A 25,931-nucleotide genomic window follows, 5' to 3' on the forward strand; every position below is an offset into this window, starting at 1 on the left:
CGGTTAACCTTGCGCTGGCGGCCGGAACCGCCCATGGCTGGGCTTGACGAAAAGAGGACGGCGGTGACCCGGCAGTTACTCCTGGAAATCTGGCGGTGGACGCAGATCGCCATCGGCTGGCTGCTGATCCTGCTCGCCCCTCCCATTGGTGGCCTGCTGCCGGGACCGATGGGCTTTGTCGGCTTCGCTCTCGGGCTGGTGCTGGTACTGCGCAACTCGCGCTGGGCGCGGCGCAAGTTCGTGCAGGTCCAGCGGCGTTATCCCGTGGTTGGCGGCTGGATTCGCCGCAAGCTGCTGCGCCGACGCAACGGCAACGGTGACGGCAAGGCCGCCAAATCCTGACGCGAACAGTGACGAACACCTTGGCGGAAAGTCGTGCCAGACGACTTTCCGGTCGTGCCGGTCGATCCCTCAGGGCCGTGCCAGCGCGGTCTCGGAGAAGTCGCTGTCGCGCAGGCCGGCCTTGAACGTGAAGGTGGTCCAGGTCAGCCGGGTGGTCTTGCCGGTCTGATGGTTGACCATCATCATGTCATGCGAACGCCAGAACCTGCCCTGATACTGTTTCCAGGCGCCGGCGGTCATTGTCTTCAGCAGCTGGTTGCGCTGGTCGTAATAGTCGACCTTGAGCGCCCGCAGCTCACCCTTGTCCAGCCAGACCATCTGGCGGCTGTAACCGGAGTTGTCGTAGGCCGGCATCCGCTCGATGACGGTGCAGGTGAGCGTGCCGCACGGTTCGTCGCGCAGCCAGCGATAGGTGAACTTCTCGACCTCGGCGGCGGCGAAATCCTCGTAGGCGAACTCCGAGCCCATGAACGGCCCCGACTTGTTGGCCGATGCGATGCGTTTCACCCGCTTGAGCGCCGGCAGGTAGATCCACTGGTCGTCATTGCCCTTGATGTGATTGAACGTCAGCAGGGCGGTGTCCTTCACGTCCTTGGGGGTGTTGAACACGATCAGGCTCTTGTCGCCGTCCGTGTCGGCCCTGCGTTCCAGCGACCGGAAGCTGAGCTCGCGCACGGCGGTCTGGCCGGACTTCGACCCCAGCACCATGGTCAGCCCGGCCTGGGCGTCGATCCAGCCGCGATCGCGACGGTCTGCCTCGACGGCAACGGCGCGACCGCGGGCGACCGCATCCGCCGGCTGCGCCTGTGCCACGGCCAGCGGCGCGGCGAGACCGGCGAACAGCGCCAGCCCGGCGAACAGCGCCGGACGCGGACTGAGGGGGAACGGCGTTGAGCGCATGGCGATCCTCATGCTTTGACGTACGCGGGGCGTACCCGGGGCCTTACACGCAGGGGCGTACACAGGCAGACATGACGCAAGCAGATAACGCCGGGATGGTAACCGCACTGTTAATCCGGCAGCTGGTGCCGGCGCGCCCGCGACGGGGCGGTCAGTACATCAGGCGGATGAACGCCATGCGCACCAGGATGTCCACCAGGATGTCCACCACCACCAGGCCGAGAGCCTGGACGAAGGTGGCGCCCAGGGCCACCCGCAGGACATACAGTTTCACGCTGAACAGATAACAGATCAAGCCCCAGTAGAGGAGGCTGAACAGGCTTTCGCCCAGCACACCATAGCCGCCCAGCAGCAACAGCGGCATCGCCAGCAGCAGCTGGAACAGGCTGAACCAGTTGAGCACCATCAGTGTCGGCAGCGCGCTGCGCTGGCGGTGCAGCAGCCCGGCCAGGCCGATGAACAGCACGGCGTAGGTCAGCCACGCGGTGATGAAGATCGCCAGCGTCGTTGGCAGGTCGAGGGGCTTCTGGCCCGCCGCCGCGGCCAGCCGGCCCAGTCCCTGCACGCCCACCAAGTACGGGCCGGCGGCGAACGGCAGTGCCGCCCACGACTGCCAGAAGCCGTGTGGCGTGGCGTCGAAGCGGTTGAGGCCGGTGCGGTCGAACAGGCTCAGCCGGGCGACGCCGGCCATGGGCGACAGCACGGCCTGCATCAGGGTCATGCCGCCGGACCGCCGCCGGAGTCGCGGAAGTAGCGATCGAGCACATCGGTGTAGATGTCGGCCAGCACGTGGAGGTCCGCCACCGCCGCCTTCTCGTCGGCCTTGTGCATGCTCTCGCCGACGAGGCCGAACTCGATCACCGGGCACAGGCGGCGGATGAAGCGGGCGTCGGACGTACCGCCGGTGGTGGACAGCGTCGGGGTGAGCCCGGTGCGGGCGGTAATGGCGGCGGCGACGATGTCGGACAGCGGCCCGGGCGCGGTGAAGAAAGCCTCGCCGGAGATACGGATCGCGACGTCGGCGCCGGGCGCTTCCTCGGCGACCACGGCGCGCAGCCAGTCGCTCAGGCTGGCGCCGCTGTGCAGGTCGTTGAAACGGATGTTGAGCCGGGCGGTCGCGCGGGCCGGCACCATGTTTTCCGTGGGGTTGCCGACGTCGAGGTTGGTGACCTCCAGGTTGGAGGGGTCGAAATAGGTATTGCCGGAATCGACGGGATCGCGCTTCAGCCGCTCAAGGATGCGCACCAGCCGGGTGATCGGGTTGTCGAAGCGCTGCGGGTAGGCGACATGGCCCTGGATGCCGTTGACGGTGATGTGGGCGTTGAGGCTGCCGCGCCGGCCAACCTTGATCATGTCGCCAAGCTGGCGGGCGGAGGTCGGTTCGCCGACCAGGCAATGGTCGGGTCGTTCGCCATGGGCGGCCATCCAGTCGAGCACCGGATCGGTGCCGTGGCGGGCCACGCCCTCCTCGTCGCCGGTGATCAGCAGCGAGATCGAGCCCTTCAGACCGCTGGCGAGGTGGCGACGCAGCGCCACCAGGAAGGCGGCGATGGCGCCCTTCATGTCGGCGGCGCCCCGGCCGACGACGAAGCCCTGATCGACGACGCCGGCGAAGGGGTCGACCGACCAGCCATCGGCGGCGCCCGGCGGCACCACGTCGGTGTGGCCGGCGAAGCAGAAATGCGGGCCGCCGGCGCCAAGGCGCGCGTAGAGGTTGTCGACCCGCTCGGCGCCGTCGCCGAACGGCAGCCGGTGCACGGTGAAGCCGAGCGCGGTCAGCTCGCCCGCCACCACGTCGAGCGCGCCGGCGTCATGCGGGGTCACCGAGGGACAGCGGATCAACGCCAGCGTCAGGTCGACGGCATCGGGCGAGGCGACGGAAGGCGCAAGGCCGGGGGGGGCGGAGTCACGCATAAGCTGCCCACAGGTAGTGATCCGCAGGGCTCACGTCAAAGGCTGACAAGGCGATCGCGATCGGTAATAGTGGGCCCAGGCGAGATCAAAAGGTGAACAATGGCCAAGATTGACGTCAAGACAGTCCCGGTGCGGGAAGGTTCCGGCTATCCCGCGCCGTTCCATGAACTGGCGCACGGGCGGCGCAAGCAGGCGCTGGGGGACGCCGGGGGCTTGCGCGACTTCGGTGTCAACCTGGTGACGCTGCCGCCCGGTGCCTGGTCGAGCCAGCGCCACTGGCATGCGGCGGAGGACGAGTTCGTCTATGTGCTGGCCGGTACGCTGACGCTGGTGAGCGATGCCGGCGAGACACCGGTGGCGGCCGGCGAGTGCGCCGCCTTCCCCAAGGGCGTGGCGGACGGTCACCACTTCATCAACAAGGGTACGGTGCCGGCGGTCTATCTTGAGGTTGGCAGCCGCCGCGACGACGACGTCTGCCACTACCCCGACATCGACATGCACTTCGAGACGTCGGCCGGCTGGTACACCCGCAAGGACGGCACCCCCTACCCCCGGCGCTGAGGCATCCGGGGGGGGCGGTGTCGCGACTCAGTCGGGCAAGCCGGATCGCCACGCAGTCGCTGGACGTCTGTTTCGCGACTCAGTCGCGGGGCGCCTATTTCGCGACTCAGTCGCGGAGGAGCTCGTTGATCCCGGTCTTGGAGCGGGTCTGGGCGTCGACGCGCTTGACGATGACGGCGCAGTAGAGCCCCGGCCCCGGCGTGCCGTCGGGCAGCGGCTTGCCTGGCAGGGTGCCCGGCACCACCACCGAATAGGCCGGCACCCGGCCGACAAACACCTCGCCGGTGGCGCGGTCGATGATCTTGGTCGAGGCGCCGAGATAGACGCCCATCGACAGCACGGCGCCCTCCTCGACGATGACGCCTTCGGCGACTTCCGAACGGGCGCCGATGAAGCAGTTGTCCTCGATCACCACCGGGCCGGCCTGCAGCGGCTCAAGCACGCCGCCGATGCCGACGCCGCCGGAGAGATGGACGTTGCGGCCGATCTGGGCGCAGGAGCCCACCGTCGCCCAGGTATCGACCATGGTGCCCTCGCCGACATGGGCGCCGAGGTTGACGAAGCTCGGCATCAGTACCGCGCCTGGCGCGATGAAGGCGCCCCGGCGGACAATGCTGCCCGGCACGGCGCGGAAGCCGGCGGCGCGGAAATCATCCTCGCCCCAGCCAGCGAACTTCGAGGGCACCTTGTCCCACCACGGCGTGTGGCCGCCGGGACCGCCAGAGATCAGGTCCATGTCGTTCAGGCGGAACGACAGCAGCACCGCCTTCTTCAGCCACTGGTTGACCGTCCAGACGCCATCGATCTTCTCCGCCACCCGGCGCCGGCCACCGTCGAGGTCGGCGAGCGCTGCGTCCACGGCGTCGCGCACGCTGCCACGGGTGTCGGCGGTGATGCTGGCCCGGTCTTCCCAGGCGGTGTTGATGATGCTCTCGATGTCGCTCACGCGCGCTCTCCCGTCACTGATTCGGTGTGTCTGTACTGTCGATGGGCTCAGGCCGGCATCATCACCTGGTCGAGCCAGGCGGCGACGTCGTCGGTCTCATGGTCGATATGGCCGGCTCCGGCATCGACCGCGCCCTTCTCCGAGCCGTTGTTGACCCACACGGTGGTCATGCCCAGCGCCTTGGCGGGCCTGAGGTTGCGCGCCATGTCCTCGAAGAACAGGGCGCGGCGGGCGTCGATGTCGAAGCGGCTCAGCAACTGGTCGTAGGGCGCGCGTTCCGGCTTGGGCACGAAGTCGGCGCTCAGGATGTCGTGCAGGCCGTCGAAATGATGGGCGATGCCCAGCCGCTCCAGTACCCGTCGCGCGTAGGGGCCATCGGCGTTGGTGAAGATGATCTTGCGCCCTGGCAGCCGGGCAAGGGCGGCGTCGAGGCGGGCGTCGGCGTCCAGCACCGTGAGGTCGATGTCGTGGACATAATCAAGGAAATCATGGGGATCGACCTGATGGTTGGCCATCAGGCCGCACAGCGTGGTGCCATGCTCCATGAAGTAGCGTTTCTGCACCGCGCGGGCATCCGTCGCCGACAGCCCGAGCAGGCGCGCCACATATTCGCCCATCCGCACGTCGATCTGGCCGAACAGGTTGGCGCGGGGGTGATAGAGGGTGTTGTCGAGGTCGAACACCCAGGCATCGATCTTTGACGCGTCGATCATCAGCGCCTCATAGAGCCTGGCCGGCCGAGATGGAAGCCTTGCCGGCGCCCTGTGCGTCGATCGGGGGACTCCGGTCCCGCCGCGCCGCCCCGCCGGCCGTGAACGCCCCCGTCACGACCGGCGCCTGCCGGGCGCTCTCGGACGGCGGGCCGTGCGAAAAATGACGTTGGCAACCGGGACCTTAGCAACCTGTTAAGCGGCGCCGGGCTAAGCAGTTGGCCCATGACGCAGCCGCTCTTCTCTCTTGCGGTGGAAACCGATGCCGCCGCCCGGCAGGACCGACAGGATGTCAGCCTGTCGGCGCTGGTCGGCCATGAGTTCGGCCCGTCGTGGGTGGTGGACGCCACGGGCAACGTCATCAGCAACAATGAGGCCGCGCACATCCTGATCCAGAACGCCGGCATCCGCCAGCGGCTGGAGAAGCTGATCCTGCAGGTGCAAATCCGTCACGAACCGGGACAGATCGATCTCGTCGTCGACGGCCGGCCGCGGCGCTATTTCACCGTCCGCGCCCGCCCGCTGGGGGGCGCAAGCGACATCGGCCATGTCTGGTGCGATGCCCACGAGACCAGTCTCAAGGATCACATGGTGGACGCGCTGCGCGAATCGCGGGCGATGTTCAAGAGCCTGGTCGAGGCCGCCGGCGACTTCTCGTGGGCGACCGATTCCGAAGGGCGTATCGTTTACACCAGTGCGGAAGGCGCGCTGGGCATGGAGCCGTGGGACATCAACGGCAAGCGGGCGAGCGAACTGGGCGCCGAGGCAGGCAAGTGCTTCACCACCCGGGTGCCGTTGCGGCCGACCGACGTGTGGGTCAATGCCCGCAACGGCGCGCCGGTGTGCCTGTCGGTCGTGGCGGTGCCTATTTTCAACGACGGTGTCTGGTCCGGCGCCCGCGGCATTGCCCGCGACGTCACCGCCGATCGTCTGGCGCAACGCCGGCTGGAGGCGGCGCGTCGACGCGAACAACTGTATCAACGGGTGCTCGACGGCATCCGCGCCGAGGTTGACCCGACGCAGATGCTGGAGAACGCGGTCAAGGTGATCAGCGAGGCGTTCGGCGCCGATCGCTGCGTCATCCATCGCGCCAACGTGCCGGCGGACACCTCGCCGGCGACGGACGCGCATGTGCTGAGTTCGCCGTGCCGCTTCCGTGGCGTGGTCAATGGCGAGCTGGTGATCGAGCGGCGCGGCACGCCCTGGCGCACCGACGACGAGGACATGCTGGGCCGCGTGGCCGATCACATCGCCGTCGCCATCGCCCAGGCCGAACAGATGGAGACGCTGGAGCGCATCTCCCGCACCGACGGCCTGACTGGGCTGGCCAACCGGCGTGCCTTCGAGGACGAGATGCGCCTTCGCCTGGCCCGGCTGGACGTCAGCCCGATGTCTGCCGGAACCTTGCTGATTGTCGATCTCGATCACTTCAAGCGGCTGAACGACAGTCGGGGCCACGACGCCGGCGACGCCGCGCTGCGTGCCTTTGCCGGGCTGCTGCGCGCCAAGACGCGGGGCGAGGATGTGGTTGCCCGGTTCGGTGGCGACGAGTTCGCGGTCTGGCTCAACGGTGCCGGCAGTGACGGCGGCGAGCGTCTGGCCCGCGCGCTGGTGGAGGGGATGAAGACGGTGCGCACGGCGGTCGGCGCCGATCGACTCTCGCTGTCGATCGGCGTTGCCAGCTGGCACCGGCAGGATGATCTGGATGCTCTGATGAAGCGTGCTGACCAGGCGCTCTATCGGGTCAAACGTCGGGGTCGGAACGGCTACGCCGTTGCCGGAGGGGATGAGTGAGGGGACGAAACGCGCGGGCGGATGATCGCCTGCCATCGGGGTTCAACTACCAGCAGGCGATGCGGACTCTCGAGGGCGGCGATACGGCGGGCAAGACGGCGCTGGCGCGCAACAGCCAGACGCCGCCGGAGATACTGTATTATCTGGCCGAGACCGGCACATGGGAGGTACGCGTGGCAGCGGCAGCCAATCCGAAGACACCCTCGCAGGCCGACCTGCGACTGGCCGGCGATACCGACGAGAATGTGCGGGCGGAACTGGCGCGCAAGCTCGGCCGGCTGTTGCCGGACGTCAGCGACGCCGAGCGCACCCAGCTGCGGGAACAGGCGATTGTCATCATCGAGGCGCTGGCCCAGGATCAGGCGCCGCGCGTGCGTGCCCTGATCGCCGAGGCCATCAAGTCCGACCCGCGCATTCCCCACGATACCGTGCTGCGGCTGGCGCGCGATCCCGATCTGCTGGTTTGCGGGCCGGTGCTGGAATATTCGCCGCTGCTCAACGACACCGATCTCAAGGAGATCATCGCCGCCTGCCAGGTAACCGGCGCGCTCGCCTGCATCGCGCGGCGCGCCAGTGTCTCCGAGGATGTGTCGGACGCGCTTGCCCGCACCGGCGACATCGCCGCCGTCTCGGCGCTGTTGTCCAACCCGAACGCCCAGATCCGCGAGGACACGCTGGACGCCATTCTGGATGGCGCGCCCACTGTCGAGGCCTGGCATGAGCCGCTGACGCTGCGCGCCAACCTGTCGATCCGCGCCATGCGCCGGATCGCCGGCTTCGTCGCCGCGGCGCTGGTGGACCGCATGGTGGAACGCCAGGCGCTGGGCGAGGAGGTGGCGCGGGAACTGCTGCTGGCGGTGCGCGAGCGCATCGACGGTGCCACCGTTGATGCGCAGGATCTGCGCAGCGCCGAGCAGGAGGCCGCGCTGGTGGTCGCCCGCGGCCGCTTCGACGACGGCTGGGTGCTGGATTGCATCGCCGAGGGCCGGCGCACCGTGGTGGTGGTGGCGCTGGGGCTGGCCTCGCGCATCGGTGTCACGGCGGCGCGCAAGATCATCGAGTCGCGCTCCGGGCGGGCGATCACCGCCCTGTGCTGGCGCGCCCGGCTATCGGCGCGGGTGGCCTATGACGTGCAGCAGAAGGTCGGCTTCGTGCCGGCGCCGCAGCTGATGACCCCCAGGGGGGGTACCGACTATCCGCTCGGCACCGACGAGATGGCGTGGTTGCTCGACACCTTCGCTGGCGACTGAGCGGCCTTGTCCTTCAGGGTGCGACGCTTCTGGCCCCCGCCGCGCGCCAGGACCGTCCGGTCTAGCCGCGCCGCACCAGGGTGCCGGCGCCCCGCCGGGTGAAGATTTCCAGCAGCATGGCGTGCGGCACCCGTCCGTCGAGAATGACGGCGGCGTCAACGCCCTTTTTCAGCGCCTCGATGCAGGTCTCGATCTTCGGGATCATGCCGCCCTGAATGGTGCCGTCGGCGATCAGGCCCTCGATGCGGGCCGGGTTGAGGTCGGTCAGCAGGTTCTTGTCCTTGTCCAGCACGCCGGCGACGTCGGTGAGCAGGAACAGGCGGGCGGCCTTCAGCGCCCCGGCGATGGCGCCGGCCATGGTGTCGGCGTTGATGTTATAGGTGTCCCCCTTTTCATCGACGCCGATCGGCGCGATCACCGGAATGACGTCGGACTGGCGCAGCAGGTCGAGCACCTTGGTGTCGATGTGGTCGGGCTCGCCGACGAAGCCGAGATCCACCACGCTTTCGATGTTGGAGTCCGGATCCTTCTTGGTGCGGGTGAGTTTCTTCACCGTCACCAGATGGGCATCCTTGCCCGACAGGCCGACCGCCGTGCCGCCGGCGCGATTGATGTAATGGGCGACGTCCTTGTTGATCGATCCGGCCAGCACCATCTCGGCGACCGCCGCCGTCTCGGCGTCGGTGACGCGCAGGCCGTCGATGAAGTTGGAGCTGATGCCCAGCCGGTTCAGCATCTTGCCGATCTGCGGCCCGCCGCCGTGCACCACCACCGGATTGATGCCCACCTTCTTCAGCAGCACGATGTCCTGGGCGAAGCTTTCCGCCAGCGATTCCTCGCCCATGGCGTGGCCGCCATATTTCACCACGAAGGTCTTGCCGGCGTATTTGCGCAGATAGGGCAGTGCCTCGATCAGGGTCTCGGCTTTTTCAAGATCCACCGGGCTCGGGGCGTGATCGGCAAGGGCGTTCATCGGGCGGTCTCCTTCAACCGGTCTGCGCCATAGCGTCTGTTCGCCGGCGATGGAAGCCTGCTTGCGCGGTCGGGGTTCACAGCAGGCCGACAATGGCGGCGCGCAGCTCGGCGATGCCGCGGCCCTTCTCCGAACTGGTGACGATGATCTCCGGGTGGCAGGCGCCGTGGCGGCGTGCGTCGGCCCGCACCCGCGCCAGCACCTCGGCGGCCTCGCGGGCGTTGAGCTTGTCGAGCTTGGTCAGCACCAGCTGGTAGGAGACCGCCGCCTCGTCGAGCATGGTCATGATCGGCTCGTCGGGCGGCTTGATGCCGTGGCGGGAATCGATGAGCACGAACACCCGCTTGAGCGCCGCCCGGCCGCGCAGATAGGTGCGGATCAGGTTTTGCCAGGCGGCGACCACCGGCTTGGGCGCCTCGGCATAGCCATAGCCCGGCATGTCGACCAGCCGCAGCGCCGGCGCCGCCGGATCGCCGACGTCGAAGAAGTTGAGTTCCTGCGTCCGCCCCGGCGTGTTGGAGGTGCGGGCCAGACCGTTGCGGTTGGTCAGCGCGTTGATCAGGCTCGACTTGCCGACGTTGGAGCGCCCGGCGAAGGCGATCTCGGCACAGATCGGGTCAGGCAGGAACTTCAGCGCCGGCGCCGACTTGAGGAACGTGATGGGGCCGGCGAACAACCGGCGGCCGGCCTCCATCAGCGCCGGATCCGGCGCCGTGTCGGCCGTCATGCCGTCATCCGTGCCTGCCTGCTCGCTCATGCTCTCAGGCCTTGCCCGGTTCGTTGGCGTGGCGCTTCAGCAGCACCCACTGCTGCAGGATCGACAGCACGTTGTTCACCGTCCAGTACACCACCAGGCCCGCCGCGAAGGGGGCGAGAATGAAGGTGAAGATGATCGGCATGAAAGCGAACACCTTCTGTTGCACCGGGTCCACCGGCGCCGGGTTCAGCCGCTGCTGCAACCACATGGTGACGCCCATGATGATCGGCAGGATGCCGATGGCAAGGAAGCTCGGCGGCGTGAACGGCAGCAGGCCGAACAGGTTGACCGGGGTCAGCGGGTCCGGTGCCGACAGATCGCGGATCCAGCCGAAAAACGGCTGGTGACGCATTTCGATGGTGACGAACAGCACCTTGTAGAGCGCGAAGAACACCGGAATCTGCAGCAGGATCGGCAGGCAGCCACCCAGCGGATTGACCTTCTCCTTCTGGTACATCTCCATGATCGCGCGCTGCTGCTGCTGCTTGTCGTCGGCGTAGCGCTCCTGCAGTTCCTTCATCTTGGGCTGCAGCAGCTTCAGCTTGTTCATGCTGGCGTAGCTCTTGTTGGCCAGCGGGAACATGATCGCCTTCACGATGACGGTCAGGCCGATGATGGCGAGACCGAAGTTGCCCATCAACTTGTACAGCCAGTCGAGCACGAAGAAGATCGGCCGGGTGAGGAAATAGAACCAGCCCCAGTCGATGGCGCGGTCGAACAGCGCGATGCCGTACTGCTTCTCGTAGCGGTCGATCAGCGCCACTTCCTTGGCGCCGGCGAACAGCCGCACGGTGTCGCTGTGGCGCGCCCCGGCGCCGATGGTCAGCGGCGTCTGCAGGAAGTCGGCCTGGTAGCGGCCGTCGGGGGCGCGGAAGGTCGCCTTGAACTGCGCCTTCTGGTCGGGCACCAGCGCGGTCAGCCAGTAGTGGTCGGTCATGCCGAGCCAGCCGCCGGTGGAGTCGTAGTTCACCGGGCCGTCCTCGACCAGATCGGCGTACTTCTCTTCCTCCAGCGTGCCGTTGAACACGCCCAGCGGTCCTTCATGCAGCACGGCGAACGTCTGATGCTTGGGGATCGAGCCGCGCGACAGCCGGCCATAGCCCGCCAGCGCCACCGGGCCGGTGCTCCGGTTCTCCACCGTACGGGTGACGGTGAACATGTAATCCTTGTCGATCGCGAAGGTCAGGCTGAACACCAGGCCCTGGCCGTTGTCCCAGCGCAGCGTCACCGGTTTCTCGGGCGTCAGCGTGGCGGCATCGGCGGACCACACGGTGTTGCGATCGGGCACGGCGAGCCCGGTGCCGGCGGCGCTCCAGCCCAGCTCGGCGAAGTAGGTCTCGGCGGTGCCGGCCGGCGACAGCAGCACGATATTCGCCGAGTCCTTTTCCACGGCCTCGCGGTAACGGGTCAGCATCAGGTCGTCGAGGCGGGCGCCTTTGAGCGCGATCGAGCCCTTGAGCTTCGGCGTGTCGATGGCCACGCGCGGGCTCTCGGTCAGCACCACCGCGCGCGGCCGCACCCGGTCCGCCGGTTCGGTCGCGCCCGGCACGCTGTCGGCCGTGGCGGACTCCGTGGTGGCCGCCGGCGCCGTCGCGACCGGCGCGGCCGGCTTCGGCTGCGGGAACACATAGTCCCAGCCAACGAGAATCAGCACCGACAACACCATGGCCAGGATCAGGTTCTTGTTGTTACCCACGACGGCTTCCTTGCTTTGCGAATGACGGCTTCAGGCGCCCGGACGGGGCGGTACCGGGTCATAGCCATGTCCACCCCAGGGGTGGCAGCGCGACAGGCGGCGGATCGCCAGCCAGCCGCCGCGCCACGGCCCGTGCAGGCGGACGGCCTGAATGGCATAGTCCGAACATGATGGCTGATAGCGACAGGTCGGCGGCAGCACAGCGGAGAAACTCCACTGCCACAGACGGAAAAAGCCGATCATCAGGCGCGCGAACATGGCCGCCTTCCTGTCAGGTGCGATGGAGTTTGCCAAGCCCGCGCTTGAGATCGGCGAGCAGATCGGTCCAGTCGCGGTCGAGTCCGCCGCCCCGGCCGATGAATACATAGTCGATTCCTGGCCGTGCCTCGGGCGCCAGCGCCTCGCGGGCGAGCGCGCGCAAGCGGCGCTTCAGCCGGTTGCGGACCACGGCGTTGCCGACCCGCTTGGTGACGGTGAAGCCGACGCGACTGCTGTCGCGGTCGTCGAGGCGCGGGTGGGCAAGCAAAACGAAACCGGGCGTCGACCACCGACGCCCGCTGTTCGCGGCCAGATAATCCCGGCGCTTGAGCAGTTTTTCCAGCCTCAAGGCAAGCCCCCCTTGCCTGCACGGGGGCACGCCTTCAGGCGGAGAGGACCGCCCGACCCTTGGCGCGGCGCGCGGCCAGAACCTTGCGGCCGCCCTTGGTCGCCATGCGGGCGCGGAAACCATGGCGGCGCTTGCGCACCAGGCGGCTCGGTTGGAAAGTGCGTTTCATGTCACGTCCTCGGGGACAAAAGTCTGCTACTCGCGAATGAGCGCCGGGCTATAGCGGCGGTGGTCGCCAGAGTCAACCACACCCGCCCCGCCCGGCCGCGCTCTCGCTCGCGCGCGCCGACTCAAGCCGCCGGCCCGGCGTTTCACGACCCGGCGGCGGTGTCCGGACCGCTGCCGCGTACCACTGGTCGTGCCTTTGCCCGGGTTCGACGCATGATCCTGCCGCCGGCATTGCCGGTCGCGTCCGAAGGTGGAGAATGTACCGGCTGTCCGGTCGTTGTCGCGCTCGATGACAGGCGATGATGCGGTCCGGGCCTGTGCGTGTCGCGTGAACCTCGCGTCAGGGCTGGTTCATTCCGGAGCCGGCTCCTGCATTCCCATGAGAGGAGCAACGGACCATGACCACATCGATTCCCGTCCGCCCGCTGGCCGTTCCGGCGGCTCTTGTCGCCCTCGTCGTGTTCGCGGCGCCCGCGTTCGCCGGGGCGCCCGCCGGCACGCCCGATGACCGCGGGGCGGCCGCCACGTCCCCGGCGACGGCCGGCACCCAGGCCGGCGCGGCCACCGATGACGCGGCTCGCGCCAACGCCGTGGCGCCTGCGGCCGGCGCGACCGAGCCAAAAATGGCAACGGATGACGACATGGCCAAGCGCGAGGCCAAGAAGGCCATGAAGAAGAACAAGGAAATGAAGGGCGGCGAGCCGAAGGAGCCCCGGCCCTACTGAGGCCCAGGCCCTACTGAGGCCCAGGCCCTACTGAGGCGAAGCCTGGTCGCCGGCCTGATGGTGGGGGTGGCGTTACCGCGTCACCCCCGCGCATCGTGCGGGCAGGGCGTTCGCCGGCGGCCTATGCCGCCTGCAGCAGCGAGAACATTTCGTCCTTCAGGCCCAGCCGCATCACCTTGAGGTGTTCCAGCGCCTGGTCGTCCATTGGCTCGACCTCGATTTCGGCGCGGTGAATCTTGCGATTGACCTCCCGGTAGGTCTCCATCAGCTTCTGGAAATGGGGGTTCCCCACCTTCAGCGCATGAATCCTGTCGGCGAATTCTGGAAATTCCTCATGCAGTTCGTGCGGTGTGTTGGCCATGAATCCTCCTGTGGGCCTGATACTGGCCCTGATTCTAGCCCGTCGCCGCCAGCCCGCCTTGAGGGGGATCAACCCGGCCACCTGTTGCTCCCGTCCGCGTCGTCGCGCAGGATGCGGCCATGACAGCCGACCCTGCCGCCGACCCTGCCGCCGCCACCGGCTCTTCCGTCACGGATGCCGATGTCTTCACCGACGTGCCCGGCCTGCGGCTGGGGCATGCCCACGATGCCGCCGTGCGCACCGGCGTCACCGTCATCCTGCCGGACGATCCGGCGGTGATGGGGGTGGACGTCCGCGGTGGCGGCCCCGGCACGCGGGAGACCGACGCGCTGGCACCGGGCAATCTGGTGGAACGCTTCCATGGCCTGGTGCTGGCCGGTGGCTCGGTGTTCGGGCTGGGCGCCGCCGACGCGGTGGTCGCCTGGCTGTCGGCGCGCGGCGTCGGTCTGGCGCTCGGACCGCGCGCCATCCCGGTGGTGCCGGGCGCCATTCTGTTCGACCTCGCCAACGGTGGCGACAAGGCCTGGGGCGATGCCCCGCCCTACGGCCGGCTCGGCATCGCGGCGGCCGAGGCGGCGTGGGCTGCGGGTAGCGCCTGCCCGCACGGCGCGGTGGGTGCGGGCTTCGGCGCCCGGGCCGGCTCGCGCCCCGGCGGCATTGGCAGCGCCAGTGACGTCATGACAGGCCCGGCGGCCGCGACTGCATGGCGGGTCGGCGCACTGGTGGCGGTCAACAGCTTTGGCGAGGTCTGCGACGGCGCGCCGCCCGAGCGCGGCCCGGTGCCGCTGCCCAAGGTGGCGCAGATGGGCACCAACACCAGCATCGGCGTCGTGGCGACCGACGCGCCGCTGACCAAGGCTCAGGCCGGCAAACTGGCGCTGATGGCCCACGACGGGCTGGCGCGCGCCATCCGGCCGATCCACACCCCCTTCGATGGCGATACGCTGTTCGCGCTGTCGACCGCGCCGGAGGGCGCGACGCCGGTGTCACCGCTGGACCTGGCGGTGCTTGGCACGCTGGCGGCCGACAGTGTGGCCCGCGCCGTGCGGCGGGCGGTGGCGGCGGTCTGAGGGTCTTTCCGGCTAGCGCGCCAATTCGCCTTGCAGGCGCTGATTGGCCTCGGTGTGGGCCGCCTGGGCATCGGCAATGCGCCGCAGCAGCCGGCCGGCGTCGCCGAGTATGGCGTTCGTGTCGGTCCCGCCGGCGGCCAGCACGGCAAGATCGCCGGCGCAGCGGTTGACGCTGGCGCGGGTGTCGTCGAACTTCGCCGCCGCTTCCGACAGCCGGGTCAGCTCGATCTGCGCCCTGGCCCACGCCTCGCTGGCGGCCGGCGCGCCGCGCGCGGCGGTCACTGCCGCCTCGGTGGTCGCCTGCTGGCTCGCCCAGCGTTTGGCCGCGACCTCGAAGTCCCGCCGTTCCTCGGCCAGGCGGGCGCGGATGGCGGCCAGATCGGGGGTTGCCGGCGTGGCGACCGGCGCCGGACGGGCCGCCGGTGCGCCGGCCTCCGCCATCGCCACCGGCGCGTCGCCGGCGTCCGCCCGCTTCTCGGCGGGTGTCTTGAGGCTGGGCCATTCGCCGCCTGAGGCGGCGCAGGCGGCCAGCGGCATCAGGACGAGCGGGAAGGCGAGGCGGAGAACGGAGCGTATCATCATGGCGCGGCACCCTATCGCCTGTCGGCGCGCGAGGGAAGCATGGCGGCGGGCGAGAGGCGCGCAAACCGCGCCTTGTCGAGGGTGTGCGATTTCGCTTGAGAATGCGCTTGCATGTGCCCCCGGCAATGGCTAGTGTCCGCGCCCGTTGCAAGACCATGCGCGCCCGTAGCTCAGCTGGATAGAGCATCAGACTACGAATCTGAGGGTCGGACGTTCGAATCGTTCCGGGCGCGCCATTCTTCTCTTGCCGAATCCCCCCGACAATCATGGACGAAATCCGAAGCACGTCGTCGTGTTGTCATCACGGCCGGGCTTGCGTGGTCCCGCCGCCAGCCCTTGAAGCCGCGACCGGTGATGCCACATCATGTCGGCGGCCGCTGTGTGGCCGCGCGATGTTTCGAGGATGGCGATGAACTATCTCAAGACCGGGATGCTGCTGGCGGCGCTGACGGCGCTGTTCATGGCGGTGGGCTACATGGTGGCCGGCCCCAACGGCGCGCTGATCGCCTTCCTGGTGGCGGCCGGCATGAACCTGTTCGCCTACTGGAACGCCGACAAGATGGTGCTGCGCATGTATGGCGCGCGCGAGGTCGATGCGCAGTCGGCGCCGGAGTTCCATGGTCTGGTGCGTCAGCTGGCGGCGGAAGCCGGCCTGCCGATGCCGCGGGTCTATATCATCGATACCGACCAGCCCAACGCCTTCGCCACCGGCCGCGACCCCGACCATGCGGCGGTGGCGGCGACGCGCGGCATCATGCGGATGCTCAGCCGCGAGGAGCTGGCCGGCGTGATGGCGCACGAGCTGGCCCACATCAAGAATCGCGACACCCTGATCATGACGGTGACGGCGACCATTGCCGGCGCCATCTCGATGCTGGCCAATTTCGCCATGTTCTTCGGCGGCAGCCGCGACGGCGAGCGGCCCAACCCGATCGCCATGATCGCCCTGATGATTCTGGCGCCGATGGCGGCCGCCCTGGTGCAGATGGCGATCTCGCGCACCCGCGAATACGCCGCCGACCGCGCCGGCGCGCAGATCTCCGGCCGTCCGATGGCGCTGGCCTCGGCGCTGGCGAAGATCCACAACGCCGCCCACGCCATCCCCAACCCGGCCGCCGAACACAATCCGGCGACGGCGCACCTGTTCATCATCAACCCGCTGTCGGGGGCGCGGATGGACAATCTCTTCTCGACCCATCCGGCGACCGAGAATCGCATCGCCGCGCTGGAGCAGATCGCTGGCGAGATGGGCGGCGGCGGCCGGCCGCCGTCCGCCTTCGATCCGCATGGCGGCGCGCCCGCCCGGCCGGACCGGCCGCGCGGGCCGTGGGGCTGAGCGGCCCGGCACCGAGAAAAGCATCGCCGGTGCAACTGACGCCATGACAGCGCCCGCGCTTGGCGGTAAAGCCCGGCGATGACCGATCGTCCCCGCCAACCCGCCCGTTCCCCCCGCCCCGCCCCGTCCGGCGACAAGTCCGGGGGTCGTTCCGGCGGTCGTCCCCGCCCCGGCCGGCCCGAAGGCGCTGTCGCCGGCCTGGCGGCGCGCCGCGGCGCCTTCAAGCTGCTCGCCGCCGTGTTGTGGCAGTATCGCCCGCTGGATATGGCGATCGAACGCGCGCTCGACGGCGTGCGCGACCCGGCGGACCGGGCGCTGGCGCGGGCCATCGCCAGCCATACGCTGCGCCGCCTGCCCGATCTTGATGCCGCCATCGATGCCTGTACCGCCAAGCCACTGCCGCACGACGCGCGGGCGCGTCTGGTGCTGCGGCTGGCGCTGACCCAGGCCTGGGTGCTCGGCACCCCGGCCCATGCGGTGGTCTCCACCGCCCTGCCGCTGGTGGAGGCCGGGCCGCGCCGGCTGGTCCATGGCGTGCTGTCGCGGCTGCTGAAGAGCCCTGCCTCACCGTTGCCGCTGCCGCCCACCCTGCCCGAACCGTTCGCCGAGCGCTGGGCCGAGGCCTTCGGGCCGGCCGCCGCCGAGGCCATTGCCGCCACGCTGGCGCACGAGGCGCCGCTCGACCTGACGCTGAAGGACGCCGCCGGCACCGCGGACGCGGCGGCCCGGCTGGGTGGCACCAGCCTGCTGCCCGGCCATGTGCGGCTGACCAGTCCCGGTGCCGTGGAGGCGCTGCCCGGTTTCGCCGAGGGTGACTGGTGGGTGCAGGATCTGGCGGCGCAACTGCCGGCCCGGCTGCTGGCGGCGCGGCCCGGCGACACGGTGGCCGATCTGTGCGCCGCGCCCGGCGGCAAGACGCTGCAGCTGGCGACGGCCGGCGCGCGGGTGACGGCGGTGGACGTCAGCGAAAGTCGTCTGGCGCGACTTTCCGACAATCTCGCCCGCACCGGGCTTGCCGCCGAGGTGGTGTGCGCCGATGCGCTGGCCTGGCGGCCGGCGGCACCGCTCGACGCGGTGCTGCTCGACGCGCCATGCAGCGCCACCGGCACGCTGCGTCGTCACCCGGATGTCTTCTACCTCAAGGCCGCCCGCGATCTGGCGCCGCTGCTCGACCTGCAGGCCCGCCTGCTCGACCACGCGCTGGACCATCTGAAGCCCGGCGGCCGGCTGGTCTATGCCGTCTGTTCGCTGGAGCCCGAGGAGGGCGAGGCGCAAATCGCCGCGCTGCTGCAACGCCGCCCGGACGTCCGCCTCGACCCGGTCGCGCCGGCCGAGCTGGCGGGGCTCGACCTGCCGGTGGCGCCCGAGGGCTGGCTGCGCACCCTGCCCGGTCAGCTGGCCGAGGCTGGTGGTCTGGACGGCTTCTTTATCGCCCGTCTCGTCAGAGGCTCCGCCTGACCGGTGGCTCTGTCGGCGGCCGTTGTTCCCCGAATCCGAACCTGCTAAGACCCGCTCTCATGTCGCAACAACCCGTCCGCATCGCGCCGTCCATCCTGTCCGCCGACTTCGCCCGGCTGGGTGAGGAAGTGCGCGCCATTGATGCTGCCGGCGCCGACTACATCCATGTCGACGTGATGGACGGCCATTTCGTGCCCAACATCACCATCGGTCCGGCGGTGGTGAAGGCGCTGCGGCCGCACACCACCAAGCCGTTCGATGTCCACCTGATGATCTCGCCGGTGGATCTTTATCTCGACGCCTTCGCCGAGGCGGGTGCCGACATCATCACCGTCCACCCCGAAGCCGGCCCGCACCTGCACCGCACCATCCAGCGCATCAAGGCGCTGGGCAAGAAGGCCGGCGTGTCGCTCAATCCGGCAACGCCGGTGGAGGTGCTGGACTATATCCTGCCCGACATCGACCTGGTGCTGGTGATGTCGGTCAACCCAGGCTTCGGCGGTCAGTCGTTCATCACCAGCCAGCTGGAGAAGATCGCCAAGATCCGCCGGCGCATCGACCTGCTGGGCAAGCCGATCGACCTTGAGGTCGATGGCGGCATCGCGCTGGCGACCGCCGGGGACGCCTATGCCGCCGGCGCCGACGTGCTGGTGGCCGGCACTGCCACCTTCCAGGGCGGCCCGGACCGCTACGCCGCCAACATCGCCGCCATCCGCGCCGAGGCGCAGGCCGGCGGCCCGGCCTCGGGAGGGTCTCTGGCGTGAGCGGCGAGCCCGACAGCGCGGACACCATCGTCCCCGGCCACCGGCTGGTGCGCTTCGGCGAGGATCGTGGCCTGTCGCTGGCGGAAAAGATCGCCCAGCGCCTGCGCCGGCTGCAGTATCGCTCGTTCCTGCACGGCCTGCGGCTGCGTGGCCGCTTTCCGCTCAAGCTGCTGGCGGCGCCGCCCGATCTGTGGCCGGGCGACCCGGCGGTCGGCAAGGCGCTGATCGACGGCAAGCTGGATTACATGGGCATCGCCATCAACACCCATGGCGTGCGCTTCTCGGCCATCCACGCGCCGGCCGCCTGGCTGGAATGGTTGCACAGCTTCCGCTGGCTGCGCGACCTGGCGGCGGAAGTCGAGCACAAGCGCGGCGCCGGCGTGGTCGAGCCGCTGATCCAGCGCTGGCTGGAGGAATATTCCAAGTTCGACGAGCTGGCCTGGCGGGCCGACATTCTCGGCGAACGGCTGATGCAGTGGATGACCCACGCGCCCTACATCCTGTCGTCCACCGATCACGTCTATCGTTCGTCGGTGCTGAACGCGCTGGCGCGTCAGGGCCGTCATCTGGTGCAGACGGCGGAAAAGACGCCCGAGGGGCTGGCGCGCATCCGGGCCACCGCCGGCCTGCTGATCAACGGCCTGTTGCTGCCCAACGGTGAGGTGCGGGCGCACAAGGGCGCGGCGGCGCTCGACCGGGCGCTGGAGCTGTTCATCCTCGCCGACGGCGGTGTCGGTTCGCGCTGCCCGGAAGAGCAGCTCGACGTGCTGAAGCTGCTGCTGACGGTGCGCCAGGTGATTCGCGAGCGCAACGTCGAGGAGCCGGCGGGCGTCACCCGCGCCATCGACCGGCTGACGCCGGCGCTGCGTGGCGTGCTGCTGGGCGACGGCCACCTGACCGCGGTGCACGGCGGCGGCCTCGGCGATGCCCATGTCATCGACCAGGCGCTGAAACTCTCCGGCGTCACCGCCAAGCCGCTGAAAAACGGCGTCTACAGCGGTTTCCAGCGGCTGGAGGGCGGGCGCAGCATCGTCGTGCTCGATGCCGGACCGCCGCCGCCGGGCCGGGTCAGCCAGACGGCGCACGCCGGCACGCTGGCCTTCGAGTTTTCCGACGGGCTCAACCGCCTTGTCGTCAACTGCGGCGGCGGTCGCGACACCGCGCTGGCGCTGATCCCCGACCTGCAGCAGGTGCTGCGGGCGACGGCGGCGCATTCGACGCTGGTGATCGACGACACCAACTCCACCCGCATCCGCGACGATGGCACGCTGGGCAAGGGTGTCTCGGAAGTGGCGGCGGTGCGCCAGGAGAGCGAGGACGGCGTGCTGGTGGACGCCCAGCACGACGGTTACGTCCGTCGCTTCGGCCTCACCCACCGGCGCCGGCTGTATCTGTCGGCCGACGGCATGGACCTGCGCGGCGAGGACAGCCTGCACCCCACCAAGCGGCGCAACTTCGGCCTGCGCGCCGCCGATGGCATTCATTTCGACATCCGCTTCCACCTCGGCCCCGGCATCGAGGCGACCGCCACCGCCGGCAACCAGGGGGCGCTGCTCAAGCTGCCGGGTGGCGCGCTGTGGCAGTTCAAGGCGCGCGGGGCGACGCTGTCGGTGGCGCCGTCGCTGTGGATCGACGCCGAGGGCCGCCGTCGCAAGGGCGAGCAGCTGGTGCTGTCGGCCGAGACCGGCGACGATGGCGCGGTGGTCAACTGGTCGTTCAAGCGCTCCGGCAAGGCCTGAGCCCTGCCAGCCGATCAGACTTTGATCGGCCAGGCCGCCTCAACGGTTGAAACCGTGGCCGCTCTGGCGTAAGCGCGGGCGCGCTATTCATCGCAGAGAGCCGATATGACCTCCATCACCGATCGCCCGGTGCGCGTGACCCGCGCGCTGCTGTCCGTTTCCGACAAGACCGGCCTGGTGCCGTTCGCCCAGGCGCTGAGCGCCCGCGGTGTCGAGCTGCTGTCCACCGGTGGCACGGCCAAGGCGCTGCGCGACGCCGGCCTGGCGGTGAAGGACGTCTCGGAGCACACCGGCTTCCCGGAAATGATGGACGGCCGGGTCAAGACCCTGCACCCCACCATCCACGGCGGCCTGCTGGCGCTGCGCGACAACCCCGAGCATGCGGCGGCGATGCAGGCGCACGCCATCCCGCCGATCGATCTGGTGGTGGTCAACCTCTATCCGTTCGAGGCGACGGTGGCCAAGGGCGCCGACGTCGAGACCTGCATCGAGAACATCGACATCGGCGGCCCGTCGATGGTGCGCTCGGCGGCGAAGAACCACGGCTATGTCGCGATCGTCACCGATCCGGCCGACTATGACGCGGTGCTGGCCGACCTTGCCGCCAACGAGGGCGCCACCAGCTTCCCGCTGCGCCGCAGGCTTGCCGCCAAGGCTTATGCCCGCACCGCCCAGTACGACGCGGCGATTGCCGCCTGGTTCGCCTTCGCCGTCGAGGGCCAGACCTTCCCGGAAACGCTGAACCTGTCGGCGACCAAGGCCGCCGAACTGCGCTACGGCGAGAACCCGCATCAGGCCGCCGCCGTCTACAAGGCGCAGGGCACCGCCGGCGGACTGGTCGGTGCCCGCCAGGTGCAGGGCAAGGAGCTGTCGTTCAACAACCTCAACGACACCGACGCCGCGCTGGAACTGATCGCCGAGTTCGGCGCCGAGACGCCGGCCATCGCCATCATCAAGCACGCCAACCCGTGCGGCGTCGCCACCGGCGCCTCGCTGGAGGACGCCTATCGCCGGGCGCTGGTGTGCGATTCGGTGTCGGCCTTCGGTGGCATCATCGCCGCCAACCGGCCGCTCGACGGCCAGACCGCCCGCGCCATCACCGAGATCTTCACGGAAGTGGTGGTCGCCCCCGACGCCGATGATGAGGCGATCGCCGTGTTCGCGGCGAAGAAGAACCTGCGCCTGCTGCTCACCGGCGCGCTGCCCGATCCGGCCCGGCCGGGGCTGACCATCCGCTCCATCGGTGGCGGTTATCTGGTGCAGAGCCGCGACAACGGCGTCACCACGCCGGCCGATCTCAAGGTGGTCACCAGGCGTCAGCCCAGCCCGCAGGAGCTGGCCGACATGCTGTTCGCCTTCAAGGTGGCCAAGCATGTGAAGTCCAACGCCATCGTCTACGCCAGGAACGGCGCCACCGTCGGCGTCGGCGCCGGCCAGATGAGCCGGGTCGACTCCGCGCGCATCGCCGCCTGGAAGGCGCGCGAGGCGGCCGAGAAGGCCGGCGAGCTGCTGCCGCTGACCCAGGGCTCGGTGGTTGCCTCCGACGCCTTCTTCCCGTTCGCCGACGGTCTGCTGGCGGCGGCGGAAGCCGGTGCCACGGCGGTGATCCAGCCCGGTGGCTCGATGCGCGACGAGGAAGTGATCGCCGCGGCCGACGACAAGGGCCTCGCCATGGTGTTCACCGGCAAGCGCCACTTCCGTCACTGACGATATGGCGCGCGGCGTTCGCCGTCAGTCGCGGCGCGCGTAGCCCGGCAGGTTCCAGCCGAACAGCATGGCGCCGGCGCGCACGCCGAACCCCGAGAACGCCGCGATCCACGCGGCGACTTCCGCCGTGATGCCGAAGGCGATCAGTGCCACATAGCCGACCGCCGCCACCAGGGCGGCGGTGACATAGATTTCCCGGCGCAGCAGGATCGACGGCTCGCCGGCCAGCACGTCGCGGATGACACCGCCGAAGGTGGCGGTGATCACCCCCATCACGGCGGCCACCGGCGCCGAGACGCCGAAGGCCAGTGCCTTGTTGACACCCAGCACGGCGTAGGCGCCCAGCCCCACCGCGTCGAGCCACAGCAGCGCCTGGTAGCGCCACGAACGGAACACCCCGCCCAGCAGCCACACCGCCACCGCGACGCCCAGACAGGTGCTGAGATAGGCTGGCGCGTCGAGCCAGAACACCGGCGCGTCGATCAGCAGGTCGCGCAGGGTGCCGCCGCCGACGCCGGTGATGCCGGCAAAGAAGGCGAAGGTCACCAGATCGTGGTTGTTGCGCGCCGCCGCCAGCGCGCCGGTGGCGGCGAACACGCCGACCCCGGCATAATTGAGGGCGGCGACCCAGTCGGGCGGCAGGAAGAGCATGGCGGGGGCTCCCGTCGTTGGTACGCGTCAGTGACAGCCCGCGCGCCGCCGACGCACCGGGGGTGCGGCTATTCGGCCGGTTCCCCCAGCGCCTGCCAGCGGGCGCGGATGATCTCCGTCGTATCCCGACTGCCGTCGGGACTCCAGCCCGGAGGGCCGGCGACACAGCCCCAGCGTTCGCGCCAGGACCGGGCATGGGCGAGATCCCGGGCGATGCCGATCCACTCATGGAAGGCGGCGACGAACGGATTGAAGGTGCCGAGGTTGCGCACGATGCCATAGCGGCACGGTTCGTCGGCGCGTTCGGGCACGAAGCTGCCGAACAGCCGGTCCCAGACGATGAACACGCCGGCATAGTTGGCATCAAGATAGCGCGGGTTGGTGGCGTGGTGCACCCGGTGGTGGCTAGGCGTGTTCATCACCGCCTCGAACCAGCGCGGCAGCCGGTCCACCATCTCGGTATGAATCCAGAACTGGTAGATCAGGTTGAGGCCGCCGCAGAACAGGATCATCGCCGGCGGGAAGCCGGCCAGGAACAGCGGCAGGCGGAACACGAAGGCGAGGCTGATCGGCCCGGTCCAGGTCTGGCGCAGCGCCGTCGAGAGATTGTAGTGCTGGCTGGAGTGGTGGATGACGTGGCTGGCCCAGAACCAGCGCACCCGGTGGGCGGTGCGGTGGAACCAGTAATAGGCAAAGTCGTCGAGCACGAAGCACAGGCCCCAGGCCCACCACGACCAGCCGATGTCGAACAGCCGGAAGCGGTACAGCCAGACGCCCAGCGCCAGGACGGCGCCGCCGAAGATCAGGCCCGAGACGGTGCTGCCGAAGCCCAGCGCCAGCGAGGTGAAGGTGTCACGCGGCTCGTAGGCGCCGCGGCCGGTCGCGCGCACCAGCAGCATTTCCAGCACGATCAGGCCGACAAAGGCCGGGATCGCCAGGGTTACGGGGTCCGGCAGGTCAGGCATGGCACTCCCCAGAGCCGTTTTGGCGTGTTTTTGCTTGGTGTGTTCTTGTTTGGCGGGTCGTGGCGCGCGGGCGTCATGGCAGCGCCCCCAGCCGGTCCGTCAACGCCGCCGCGTCCGCCGCCGTCAGCGCCAGATGGACGCGCGGCAGGGTGATGTCGTCGAGCCGCAGGGTCAGGCCGTCGGTGGCGGTCTCGACGGCCGGTGGCCGGGGCAGCACACGGGCCACCAGCCGGTCGCCCAGCGCCACCACCAGCCCCAGCCGGCCATCGGCGCCGAACACCAGCGCCGCCTTGCCATCGCGCGCCAGCACCCCGGCGGTCTGCCCGTCGCCCATAGCCGGGGTGAAGCTCAGCTGATGCCGGCGCACCGCCGCGCCGGCGGCGGCCAGCGACTCGATGGTGGCGACACGCCCGAGCCCGAGCACGCGACACAGCAGCGCCAGGAGCACGATGGCGATGAACGACCCGGCGAGAATGGCAAGCTGGCCGAGCATCGCGGGCGCGTCCTCAGCCGATGTCGAGGACGATCTTGCCGCGCACGTGGCCGGCCTGGCTCAGTCGCTGGGCCTCGGCCGCCTGTTCCAGCGGCATGAAATGCAGGTCGCCCACCGGGATGGTGCCCTCGGCGACCAGTGCCGCCACCCGGGCGATCTGCGCGCCGTTGGGGCTGGAGAACAGCCGGACGCCGGTGATGGCGCGGGCGGCACAGGCCTCGGGGTCGGGCGCGTTGTTCAGGGCGACGATGGTGCCGCCGCGCCGGACCATCGGATAGGCCGCCGCCAGCGCCTCGCCGCCCACCCCGTCGAGCATCACGTCGACGCCCTCGGGCGCCAGCGCCAGCGTCGCGGCGGTGACGTCGGCGGCGCGGTAGTCGATGACGTCATGGGCGCCGAGCTGGCGGACATAGTCGGCGTTGGCGGGGCCGCACACCGCGATCACCCGGGCGCCGAGATGGCGGGCCAGCGGCACGGCGATCGAGCCGACACCACCGCTGGCGGCGTTGATGAACACGCTCTGTCCTGGCTGCACGCGGGCGGTTTCCACCAGCGCCTGCCAGGCGGTCAGCCCGACCAGCGGCAGCGCCGCGGCCTGGCGGTCGTCGAGGCCGGCCGGCGTCAGCGCCACGGCGTCCGCCGGCATGGTGACATATTCGGCATAGCAGCCCCACTGCACGGTTGGCTTGCGGCAATAGGCCATCACTCTGGCGCCGGGGGCGAAGCCGGTGACGTCGGCGCCCAAGCCGGCCACCTCGCCGGCGGCGTCCCAGCCGGGGATGATCGGGAAGGCGTAGGGGAACACGGCCTTGAACTGGCCTTCACGCAGTTTCCAGTCGATCGGGTTGACGCCGGCGGCGCGCACCCGGATCAGCACTTCACCGGGTTGCGGTTCGGGTGCTGGCAGGTCGCCGACCTTCAGCAGGTCGGCGCCGCCGAAGCGGGCATAATAGACCGCCTTCATGCCGCCTCCCGTGCCAGTGCTGCGAGCACGTCGGCCATCGGCGAGACATCGTAGCCGGCGGCGGCGGCCTGGCTGATCAGCGTCTGCGGCGCCTCGCCGGCGCTGGCGCGCGCCAGCGCCCACAGCGTCGTCGAGCGGGCGCCGGAGCGGCAGAAGGCCAGCACCGGGCCGCGCGCGGCGGCGATCAGGGCGCGCGTCTCGTCGACCATGGCGCGGGTGAACTGGCCGGGCCGCACCGGAATGGCGGCATAGTCGAGTCCGGCGGCGCGGGCGGCGGACTCCATGCTGGCACCGGCCGGCTGGCCGGGTTCCTCGCCCTCGGGGCGGTTGTTGATGACCAGCGTGAACCCGGCCTCGGCGGCCTGGCGCATGTCCTCGGGCCTGAGCTGGCCATCGACGGAAAAGTCGGGTGTCAGCGCGCGGAACATCGCAAGTCTCCAACTGTTGGGCCGGTACACGCTATTCTTATATGAAGGAATGAGGCTGCTGTAACCAGAG

General features: G+C 69.6%; 29 protein-coding genes and 1 tRNA gene. 12 read left to right on the forward strand and 18 right to left on the reverse strand.

The genetic code is table 11. From position 1 onward, the window contains the following. Positions 1–63 precede the first annotated feature (63 nt). A complete protein-coding gene (locus tag ABU113_RS08860) occupies positions 64–342 on the forward strand; it encodes a hypothetical protein (protein ID WP_454559149.1) in 279 nt (92 codons plus the stop codon). Positions 343–411: 69 nt separating this feature from the next. Here ABU113_RS08860 and ABU113_RS08865 read toward each other — a convergent pair whose 3' ends face one another. The 3 genes from ABU113_RS08865 to dapE form a co-directional block, all read right to left on the reverse strand. Continuing rightward, on the reverse strand, positions 412–1,242 hold the full coding sequence (locus ABU113_RS08865) for an outer membrane lipoprotein-sorting protein (RefSeq protein ID WP_454559150.1): 831 nt from the start codon (positions 1,240–1,242) through the stop codon (positions 412–414). A 151-nt stretch (positions 1,243–1,393) separates the two neighbouring features. Beyond that, on the reverse strand, positions 1,394–1,963 hold the full coding sequence (locus tag ABU113_RS08870) for a hypothetical protein (RefSeq protein ID WP_454559151.1): 570 nt from the start codon (positions 1,961–1,963) through the stop codon (positions 1,394–1,396). Further along, the gene (gene dapE, locus ABU113_RS08875) at positions 1,960–3,156 is read right to left on the reverse strand and encodes a succinyl-diaminopimelate desuccinylase (RefSeq protein WP_454559152.1); all 1,197 of its coding nucleotides are present in this window, start codon (positions 3,154–3,156) and stop codon (positions 1,960–1,962) included. The genes ABU113_RS08870 and dapE overlap by 4 nt, the downstream gene beginning before the upstream one ends. 99 nt (positions 3,157–3,255) lie before the next feature. On the opposite strand from dapE, the gene ABU113_RS08880 reads away from it, so the two are divergent. After that, positions 3,256–3,717 carry a cupin domain-containing protein gene (locus tag ABU113_RS08880; RefSeq protein WP_454559153.1) on the forward strand — a complete coding sequence of 154 codons (462 nt, stop codon included), beginning with the start codon at positions 3,256–3,258 and terminating at the stop codon, positions 3,715–3,717. Positions 3,718–3,823: 106 nt separating this feature from the next. Here the strand turns inward: ABU113_RS08880 and dapD are convergent, their stop codons facing one another. Both dapD and ABU113_RS08890 read right to left on the reverse strand, forming a co-directional pair. Continuing rightward, on the reverse strand, positions 3,824–4,663 hold the full coding sequence (gene dapD, locus ABU113_RS08885) for a 2,3,4,5-tetrahydropyridine-2,6-dicarboxylate N-succinyltransferase (protein WP_454559154.1): 840 nt from the start codon (positions 4,661–4,663) through the stop codon (positions 3,824–3,826). A 47-nt stretch (positions 4,664–4,710) separates the two neighbouring features. Further along, entirely contained in the window at positions 4,711–5,379 is a 669-nt protein-coding gene (locus ABU113_RS08890) for a pyrimidine 5'-nucleotidase (protein WP_454559192.1), read from the reverse strand. A gap of 219 nt (positions 5,380–5,598) precedes the next feature. On the opposite strand from ABU113_RS08890, the gene ABU113_RS08895 reads away from it, so the two are divergent. Together ABU113_RS08895 and ABU113_RS08900 are read left to right on the forward strand one after the other, a co-directional pair. Beyond that, positions 5,599–7,167: a diguanylate cyclase gene (locus ABU113_RS08895; protein ID WP_454559155.1), complete on the forward strand. Its 1,569-nt coding sequence runs from the start codon at positions 5,599–5,601 to the stop codon at positions 7,165–7,167. Beyond that, positions 7,164–8,417 carry a DUF2336 domain-containing protein gene (locus tag ABU113_RS08900; protein ID WP_454559156.1) on the forward strand — a complete coding sequence of 418 codons (1,254 nt, stop codon included), beginning with the start codon at positions 7,164–7,166 and terminating at the stop codon, positions 8,415–8,417. Before ABU113_RS08895 ends, ABU113_RS08900 begins: the two co-directional genes overlap by 4 nt. Positions 8,418–8,478: 61 nt before the next feature. Here ABU113_RS08900 and argB read toward each other — a convergent pair whose 3' ends face one another. The 6 genes from argB to rpmH form a co-directional block, all read right to left on the reverse strand. Continuing rightward, on the reverse strand, positions 8,479–9,390 hold the full coding sequence (gene argB, locus ABU113_RS08905; protein WP_454559157.1) for an acetylglutamate kinase: 912 nt from the start codon (positions 9,388–9,390) through the stop codon (positions 8,479–8,481). Positions 9,391–9,466: 76 nt separating this feature from the next. After that, a complete protein-coding gene (gene yihA / locus ABU113_RS08910; RefSeq protein WP_454559158.1) occupies positions 9,467–10,147 on the reverse strand; it encodes a ribosome biogenesis GTP-binding protein YihA/YsxC in 681 nt (226 codons plus the stop codon). Between the two features lie 4 nt (positions 10,148–10,151). After that, a complete protein-coding gene (gene yidC / locus ABU113_RS08915) occupies positions 10,152–11,843 on the reverse strand; it encodes a membrane protein insertase YidC (protein ID WP_454559159.1) in 1,692 nt (563 codons plus the stop codon). Between the two features lie 30 nt (positions 11,844–11,873). After that, on the reverse strand, positions 11,874–12,101 hold the full coding sequence (gene yidD, locus ABU113_RS08920; protein ID WP_454559160.1) for a membrane protein insertion efficiency factor YidD: 228 nt from the start codon (positions 12,099–12,101) through the stop codon (positions 11,874–11,876). Between the two features lie 13 nt (positions 12,102–12,114). Further along, positions 12,115–12,450, reverse strand: a complete 336-nt coding sequence (gene rnpA, locus ABU113_RS08925; RefSeq protein ID WP_454559161.1) for a ribonuclease P protein component — start codon at positions 12,448–12,450, stop codon at positions 12,115–12,117. A 34-nt stretch (positions 12,451–12,484) separates the two neighbouring features. Beyond that, positions 12,485–12,619 (reverse strand): 50S ribosomal protein L34, encoded by a 135-nt coding sequence (gene rpmH, locus ABU113_RS08930; RefSeq protein WP_454559162.1) that lies wholly within the window; start codon positions 12,617–12,619, stop codon positions 12,485–12,487. A gap of 397 nt (positions 12,620–13,016) precedes the next feature. Here rpmH and ABU113_RS08935 point away from each other — a divergent pair, with 397 nt between their 5' ends. Next, entirely contained in the window at positions 13,017–13,343 is a 327-nt protein-coding gene (locus ABU113_RS08935; protein ID WP_454559163.1) for a hypothetical protein, read from the forward strand. 121 nt (positions 13,344–13,464) lie between these two features. Here ABU113_RS08935 and ABU113_RS08940 read toward each other — a convergent pair whose 3' ends face one another. Beyond that, entirely contained in the window at positions 13,465–13,704 is a 240-nt protein-coding gene (locus ABU113_RS08940; RefSeq protein ID WP_454559164.1) for a YdcH family protein, read from the reverse strand. A gap of 119 nt (positions 13,705–13,823) precedes the next feature. Here ABU113_RS08940 and ABU113_RS08945 point away from each other — a divergent pair, with 119 nt between their 5' ends. Further along, positions 13,824–14,774 carry a P1 family peptidase gene (locus tag ABU113_RS08945; protein WP_454559165.1) on the forward strand — a complete coding sequence of 317 codons (951 nt, stop codon included), beginning with the start codon at positions 13,824–13,826 and terminating at the stop codon, positions 14,772–14,774. A gap of 12 nt (positions 14,775–14,786) precedes the next feature. Here ABU113_RS08945 and ABU113_RS08950 read toward each other — a convergent pair whose 3' ends face one another. Then, entirely contained in the window at positions 14,787–15,356 is a 570-nt protein-coding gene (locus tag ABU113_RS08950; protein ID WP_454559166.1) for a hypothetical protein, read from the reverse strand. A 159-nt stretch (positions 15,357–15,515) separates the two neighbouring features. On the opposite strand from ABU113_RS08950, the gene ABU113_RS08955 reads away from it, so the two are divergent. From ABU113_RS08955 to purH, 6 genes are all read left to right on the forward strand, one after another. Continuing rightward, positions 15,516–15,592: transfer RNA gene (locus tag ABU113_RS08955), tRNA-Arg, on the forward strand. A gap of 173 nt (positions 15,593–15,765) precedes the next feature. Further along, positions 15,766–16,692 carry a zinc metalloprotease HtpX gene (gene htpX, locus ABU113_RS08960; RefSeq protein ID WP_454559193.1) on the forward strand — a complete coding sequence of 309 codons (927 nt, stop codon included), beginning with the start codon at positions 15,766–15,768 and terminating at the stop codon, positions 16,690–16,692. A gap of 78 nt (positions 16,693–16,770) precedes the next feature. Further along, positions 16,771–18,150 carry an RsmB/NOP family class I SAM-dependent RNA methyltransferase gene (locus tag ABU113_RS08965; protein WP_454559167.1) on the forward strand — a complete coding sequence of 460 codons (1,380 nt, stop codon included), beginning with the start codon at positions 16,771–16,773 and terminating at the stop codon, positions 18,148–18,150. 59 nt (positions 18,151–18,209) lie between these two features. Then, complete coding sequence (gene rpe / locus ABU113_RS08970; protein ID WP_454559168.1) at positions 18,210–18,914, forward strand: ribulose-phosphate 3-epimerase; 705 nt, start codon at positions 18,210–18,212, stop codon at positions 18,912–18,914. Further along, positions 18,911–20,653, forward strand: a complete 1,743-nt coding sequence (locus ABU113_RS08975) for a heparinase II/III family protein (RefSeq protein WP_454559169.1) — start codon at positions 18,911–18,913, stop codon at positions 20,651–20,653. The genes rpe and ABU113_RS08975 overlap by 4 nt, the downstream gene beginning before the upstream one ends. Positions 20,654–20,758: 105 nt before the next feature. Next, positions 20,759–22,360, forward strand: a complete 1,602-nt coding sequence (gene purH, locus ABU113_RS08980; protein WP_454559170.1) for a bifunctional phosphoribosylaminoimidazolecarboxamide formyltransferase/IMP cyclohydrolase — start codon at positions 20,759–20,761, stop codon at positions 22,358–22,360. Between the two features lie 24 nt (positions 22,361–22,384). Here purH and ABU113_RS08985 read toward each other — a convergent pair whose 3' ends face one another. The 5 genes from ABU113_RS08985 to ABU113_RS09005 form a co-directional block, all read right to left on the reverse strand. After that, positions 22,385–23,011: a trimeric intracellular cation channel family protein gene (locus ABU113_RS08985; protein ID WP_454559171.1), complete on the reverse strand. Its 627-nt coding sequence runs from the start codon at positions 23,009–23,011 to the stop codon at positions 22,385–22,387. Positions 23,012–23,079: 68 nt separating this feature from the next. Further along, entirely contained in the window at positions 23,080–23,976 is an 897-nt protein-coding gene (locus ABU113_RS08990) for a sterol desaturase family protein (protein ID WP_454559172.1), read from the reverse strand. 73 nt (positions 23,977–24,049) lie between these two features. After that, a complete protein-coding gene (locus ABU113_RS08995; protein WP_454559173.1) occupies positions 24,050–24,469 on the reverse strand; it encodes a hypothetical protein in 420 nt (139 codons plus the stop codon). Positions 24,470–24,482: 13 nt separating this feature from the next. Then, the gene (locus ABU113_RS09000; protein WP_454559174.1) at positions 24,483–25,433 is read right to left on the reverse strand and encodes an NADP-dependent oxidoreductase; all 951 of its coding nucleotides are present in this window, start codon (positions 25,431–25,433) and stop codon (positions 24,483–24,485) included. After that, a complete protein-coding gene (locus ABU113_RS09005) occupies positions 25,430–25,861 on the reverse strand; it encodes a TIGR01244 family sulfur transferase (protein WP_454559175.1) in 432 nt (143 codons plus the stop codon). The genes ABU113_RS09000 and ABU113_RS09005 overlap by 4 nt, the downstream gene beginning before the upstream one ends. Between the last annotated feature and the right edge of the window lie 70 nt (positions 25,862–25,931).

Source organism: Parapedomonas caeni, from assembly GCF_041060555.1.
Taxonomy (GTDB): domain Bacteria; phylum Pseudomonadota; class Alphaproteobacteria; order Sphingomonadales; family Sphingomonadaceae; genus CAUJIW01.

Excerpts from the sequence above, each read along its gene's own strand:
- ABU113_RS08985 (WP_454559171.1), bottom strand. The coding sequence starts at position 23,011 with ATGCTCTTCCTGCCGCCCGACTGGGTCGCCGCCCTCAATTATGCCGGG.
- ABU113_RS08870 (WP_454559151.1), bottom strand. The coding sequence starts at position 1,963 with ATGACCCTGATGCAGGCCGTGCTGTCGCCCATGGCCGGCGTCGCCCGG.
- rpmH (WP_454559162.1), bottom strand. The coding sequence starts at position 12,619 with ATGAAACGCACTTTCCAACCGAGCCGCCTGGTGCGCAAGCGCCGCCAT.
- dapE (WP_454559152.1), bottom strand. The coding sequence starts at position 3,156 with ATGCGTGACTCCGCCCCCCCCGGCCTTGCGCCTTCCGTCGCCTCGCCC.
- ABU113_RS08880 (WP_454559153.1), top strand. The coding sequence starts at position 3,256 with ATGGCCAAGATTGACGTCAAGACAGTCCCGGTGCGGGAAGGTTCCGGC.
- ABU113_RS09005 (WP_454559175.1), bottom strand. The coding sequence starts at position 25,861 with ATGTTCCGCGCGCTGACACCCGACTTTTCCGTCGATGGCCAGCTCAGG.
- ABU113_RS08895 (WP_454559155.1), top strand. The coding sequence starts at position 5,599 with ATGACGCAGCCGCTCTTCTCTCTTGCGGTGGAAACCGATGCCGCCGCC.
- ABU113_RS08945 (WP_454559165.1), top strand. The coding sequence starts at position 13,824 with ATGACAGCCGACCCTGCCGCCGACCCTGCCGCCGCCACCGGCTCTTCC.
- argB (WP_454559157.1), bottom strand. The coding sequence starts at position 9,390 with ATGAACGCCCTTGCCGATCACGCCCCGAGCCCGGTGGATCTTGAAAAA.
- ABU113_RS08935 (WP_454559163.1), top strand. The coding sequence starts at position 13,017 with ATGACCACATCGATTCCCGTCCGCCCGCTGGCCGTTCCGGCGGCTCTT.
- yihA (WP_454559158.1), bottom strand. The coding sequence starts at position 10,147 with ATGAGCGAGCAGGCAGGCACGGATGACGGCATGACGGCCGACACGGCG.
- yidD (WP_454559160.1), bottom strand. The coding sequence starts at position 12,101 with ATGTTCGCGCGCCTGATGATCGGCTTTTTCCGTCTGTGGCAGTGGAGT.
- purH (WP_454559170.1), top strand. The coding sequence starts at position 20,759 with ATGACCTCCATCACCGATCGCCCGGTGCGCGTGACCCGCGCGCTGCTG.
- ABU113_RS08940 (WP_454559164.1), bottom strand. The coding sequence starts at position 13,704 with ATGGCCAACACACCGCACGAACTGCATGAGGAATTTCCAGAATTCGCC.
- ABU113_RS08950 (WP_454559166.1), bottom strand. The coding sequence starts at position 15,356 with ATGATGATACGCTCCGTTCTCCGCCTCGCCTTCCCGCTCGTCCTGATG.
- ABU113_RS09000 (WP_454559174.1), bottom strand. The coding sequence starts at position 25,433 with ATGAAGGCGGTCTATTATGCCCGCTTCGGCGGCGCCGACCTGCTGAAG.
- rpe (WP_454559168.1), top strand. The coding sequence starts at position 18,210 with ATGTCGCAACAACCCGTCCGCATCGCGCCGTCCATCCTGTCCGCCGAC.
- ABU113_RS08995 (WP_454559173.1), bottom strand. The coding sequence starts at position 24,469 with ATGCTCGGCCAGCTTGCCATTCTCGCCGGGTCGTTCATCGCCATCGTG.
- ABU113_RS08865 (WP_454559150.1), bottom strand. The coding sequence starts at position 1,242 with ATGCGCTCAACGCCGTTCCCCCTCAGTCCGCGTCCGGCGCTGTTCGCC.
- ABU113_RS08990 (WP_454559172.1), bottom strand. The coding sequence starts at position 23,976 with ATGCCTGACCTGCCGGACCCCGTAACCCTGGCGATCCCGGCCTTTGTC.
- ABU113_RS08965 (WP_454559167.1), top strand. The coding sequence starts at position 16,771 with ATGACCGATCGTCCCCGCCAACCCGCCCGTTCCCCCCGCCCCGCCCCG.
- htpX (WP_454559193.1), top strand. The coding sequence starts at position 15,766 with ATGAACTATCTCAAGACCGGGATGCTGCTGGCGGCGCTGACGGCGCTG.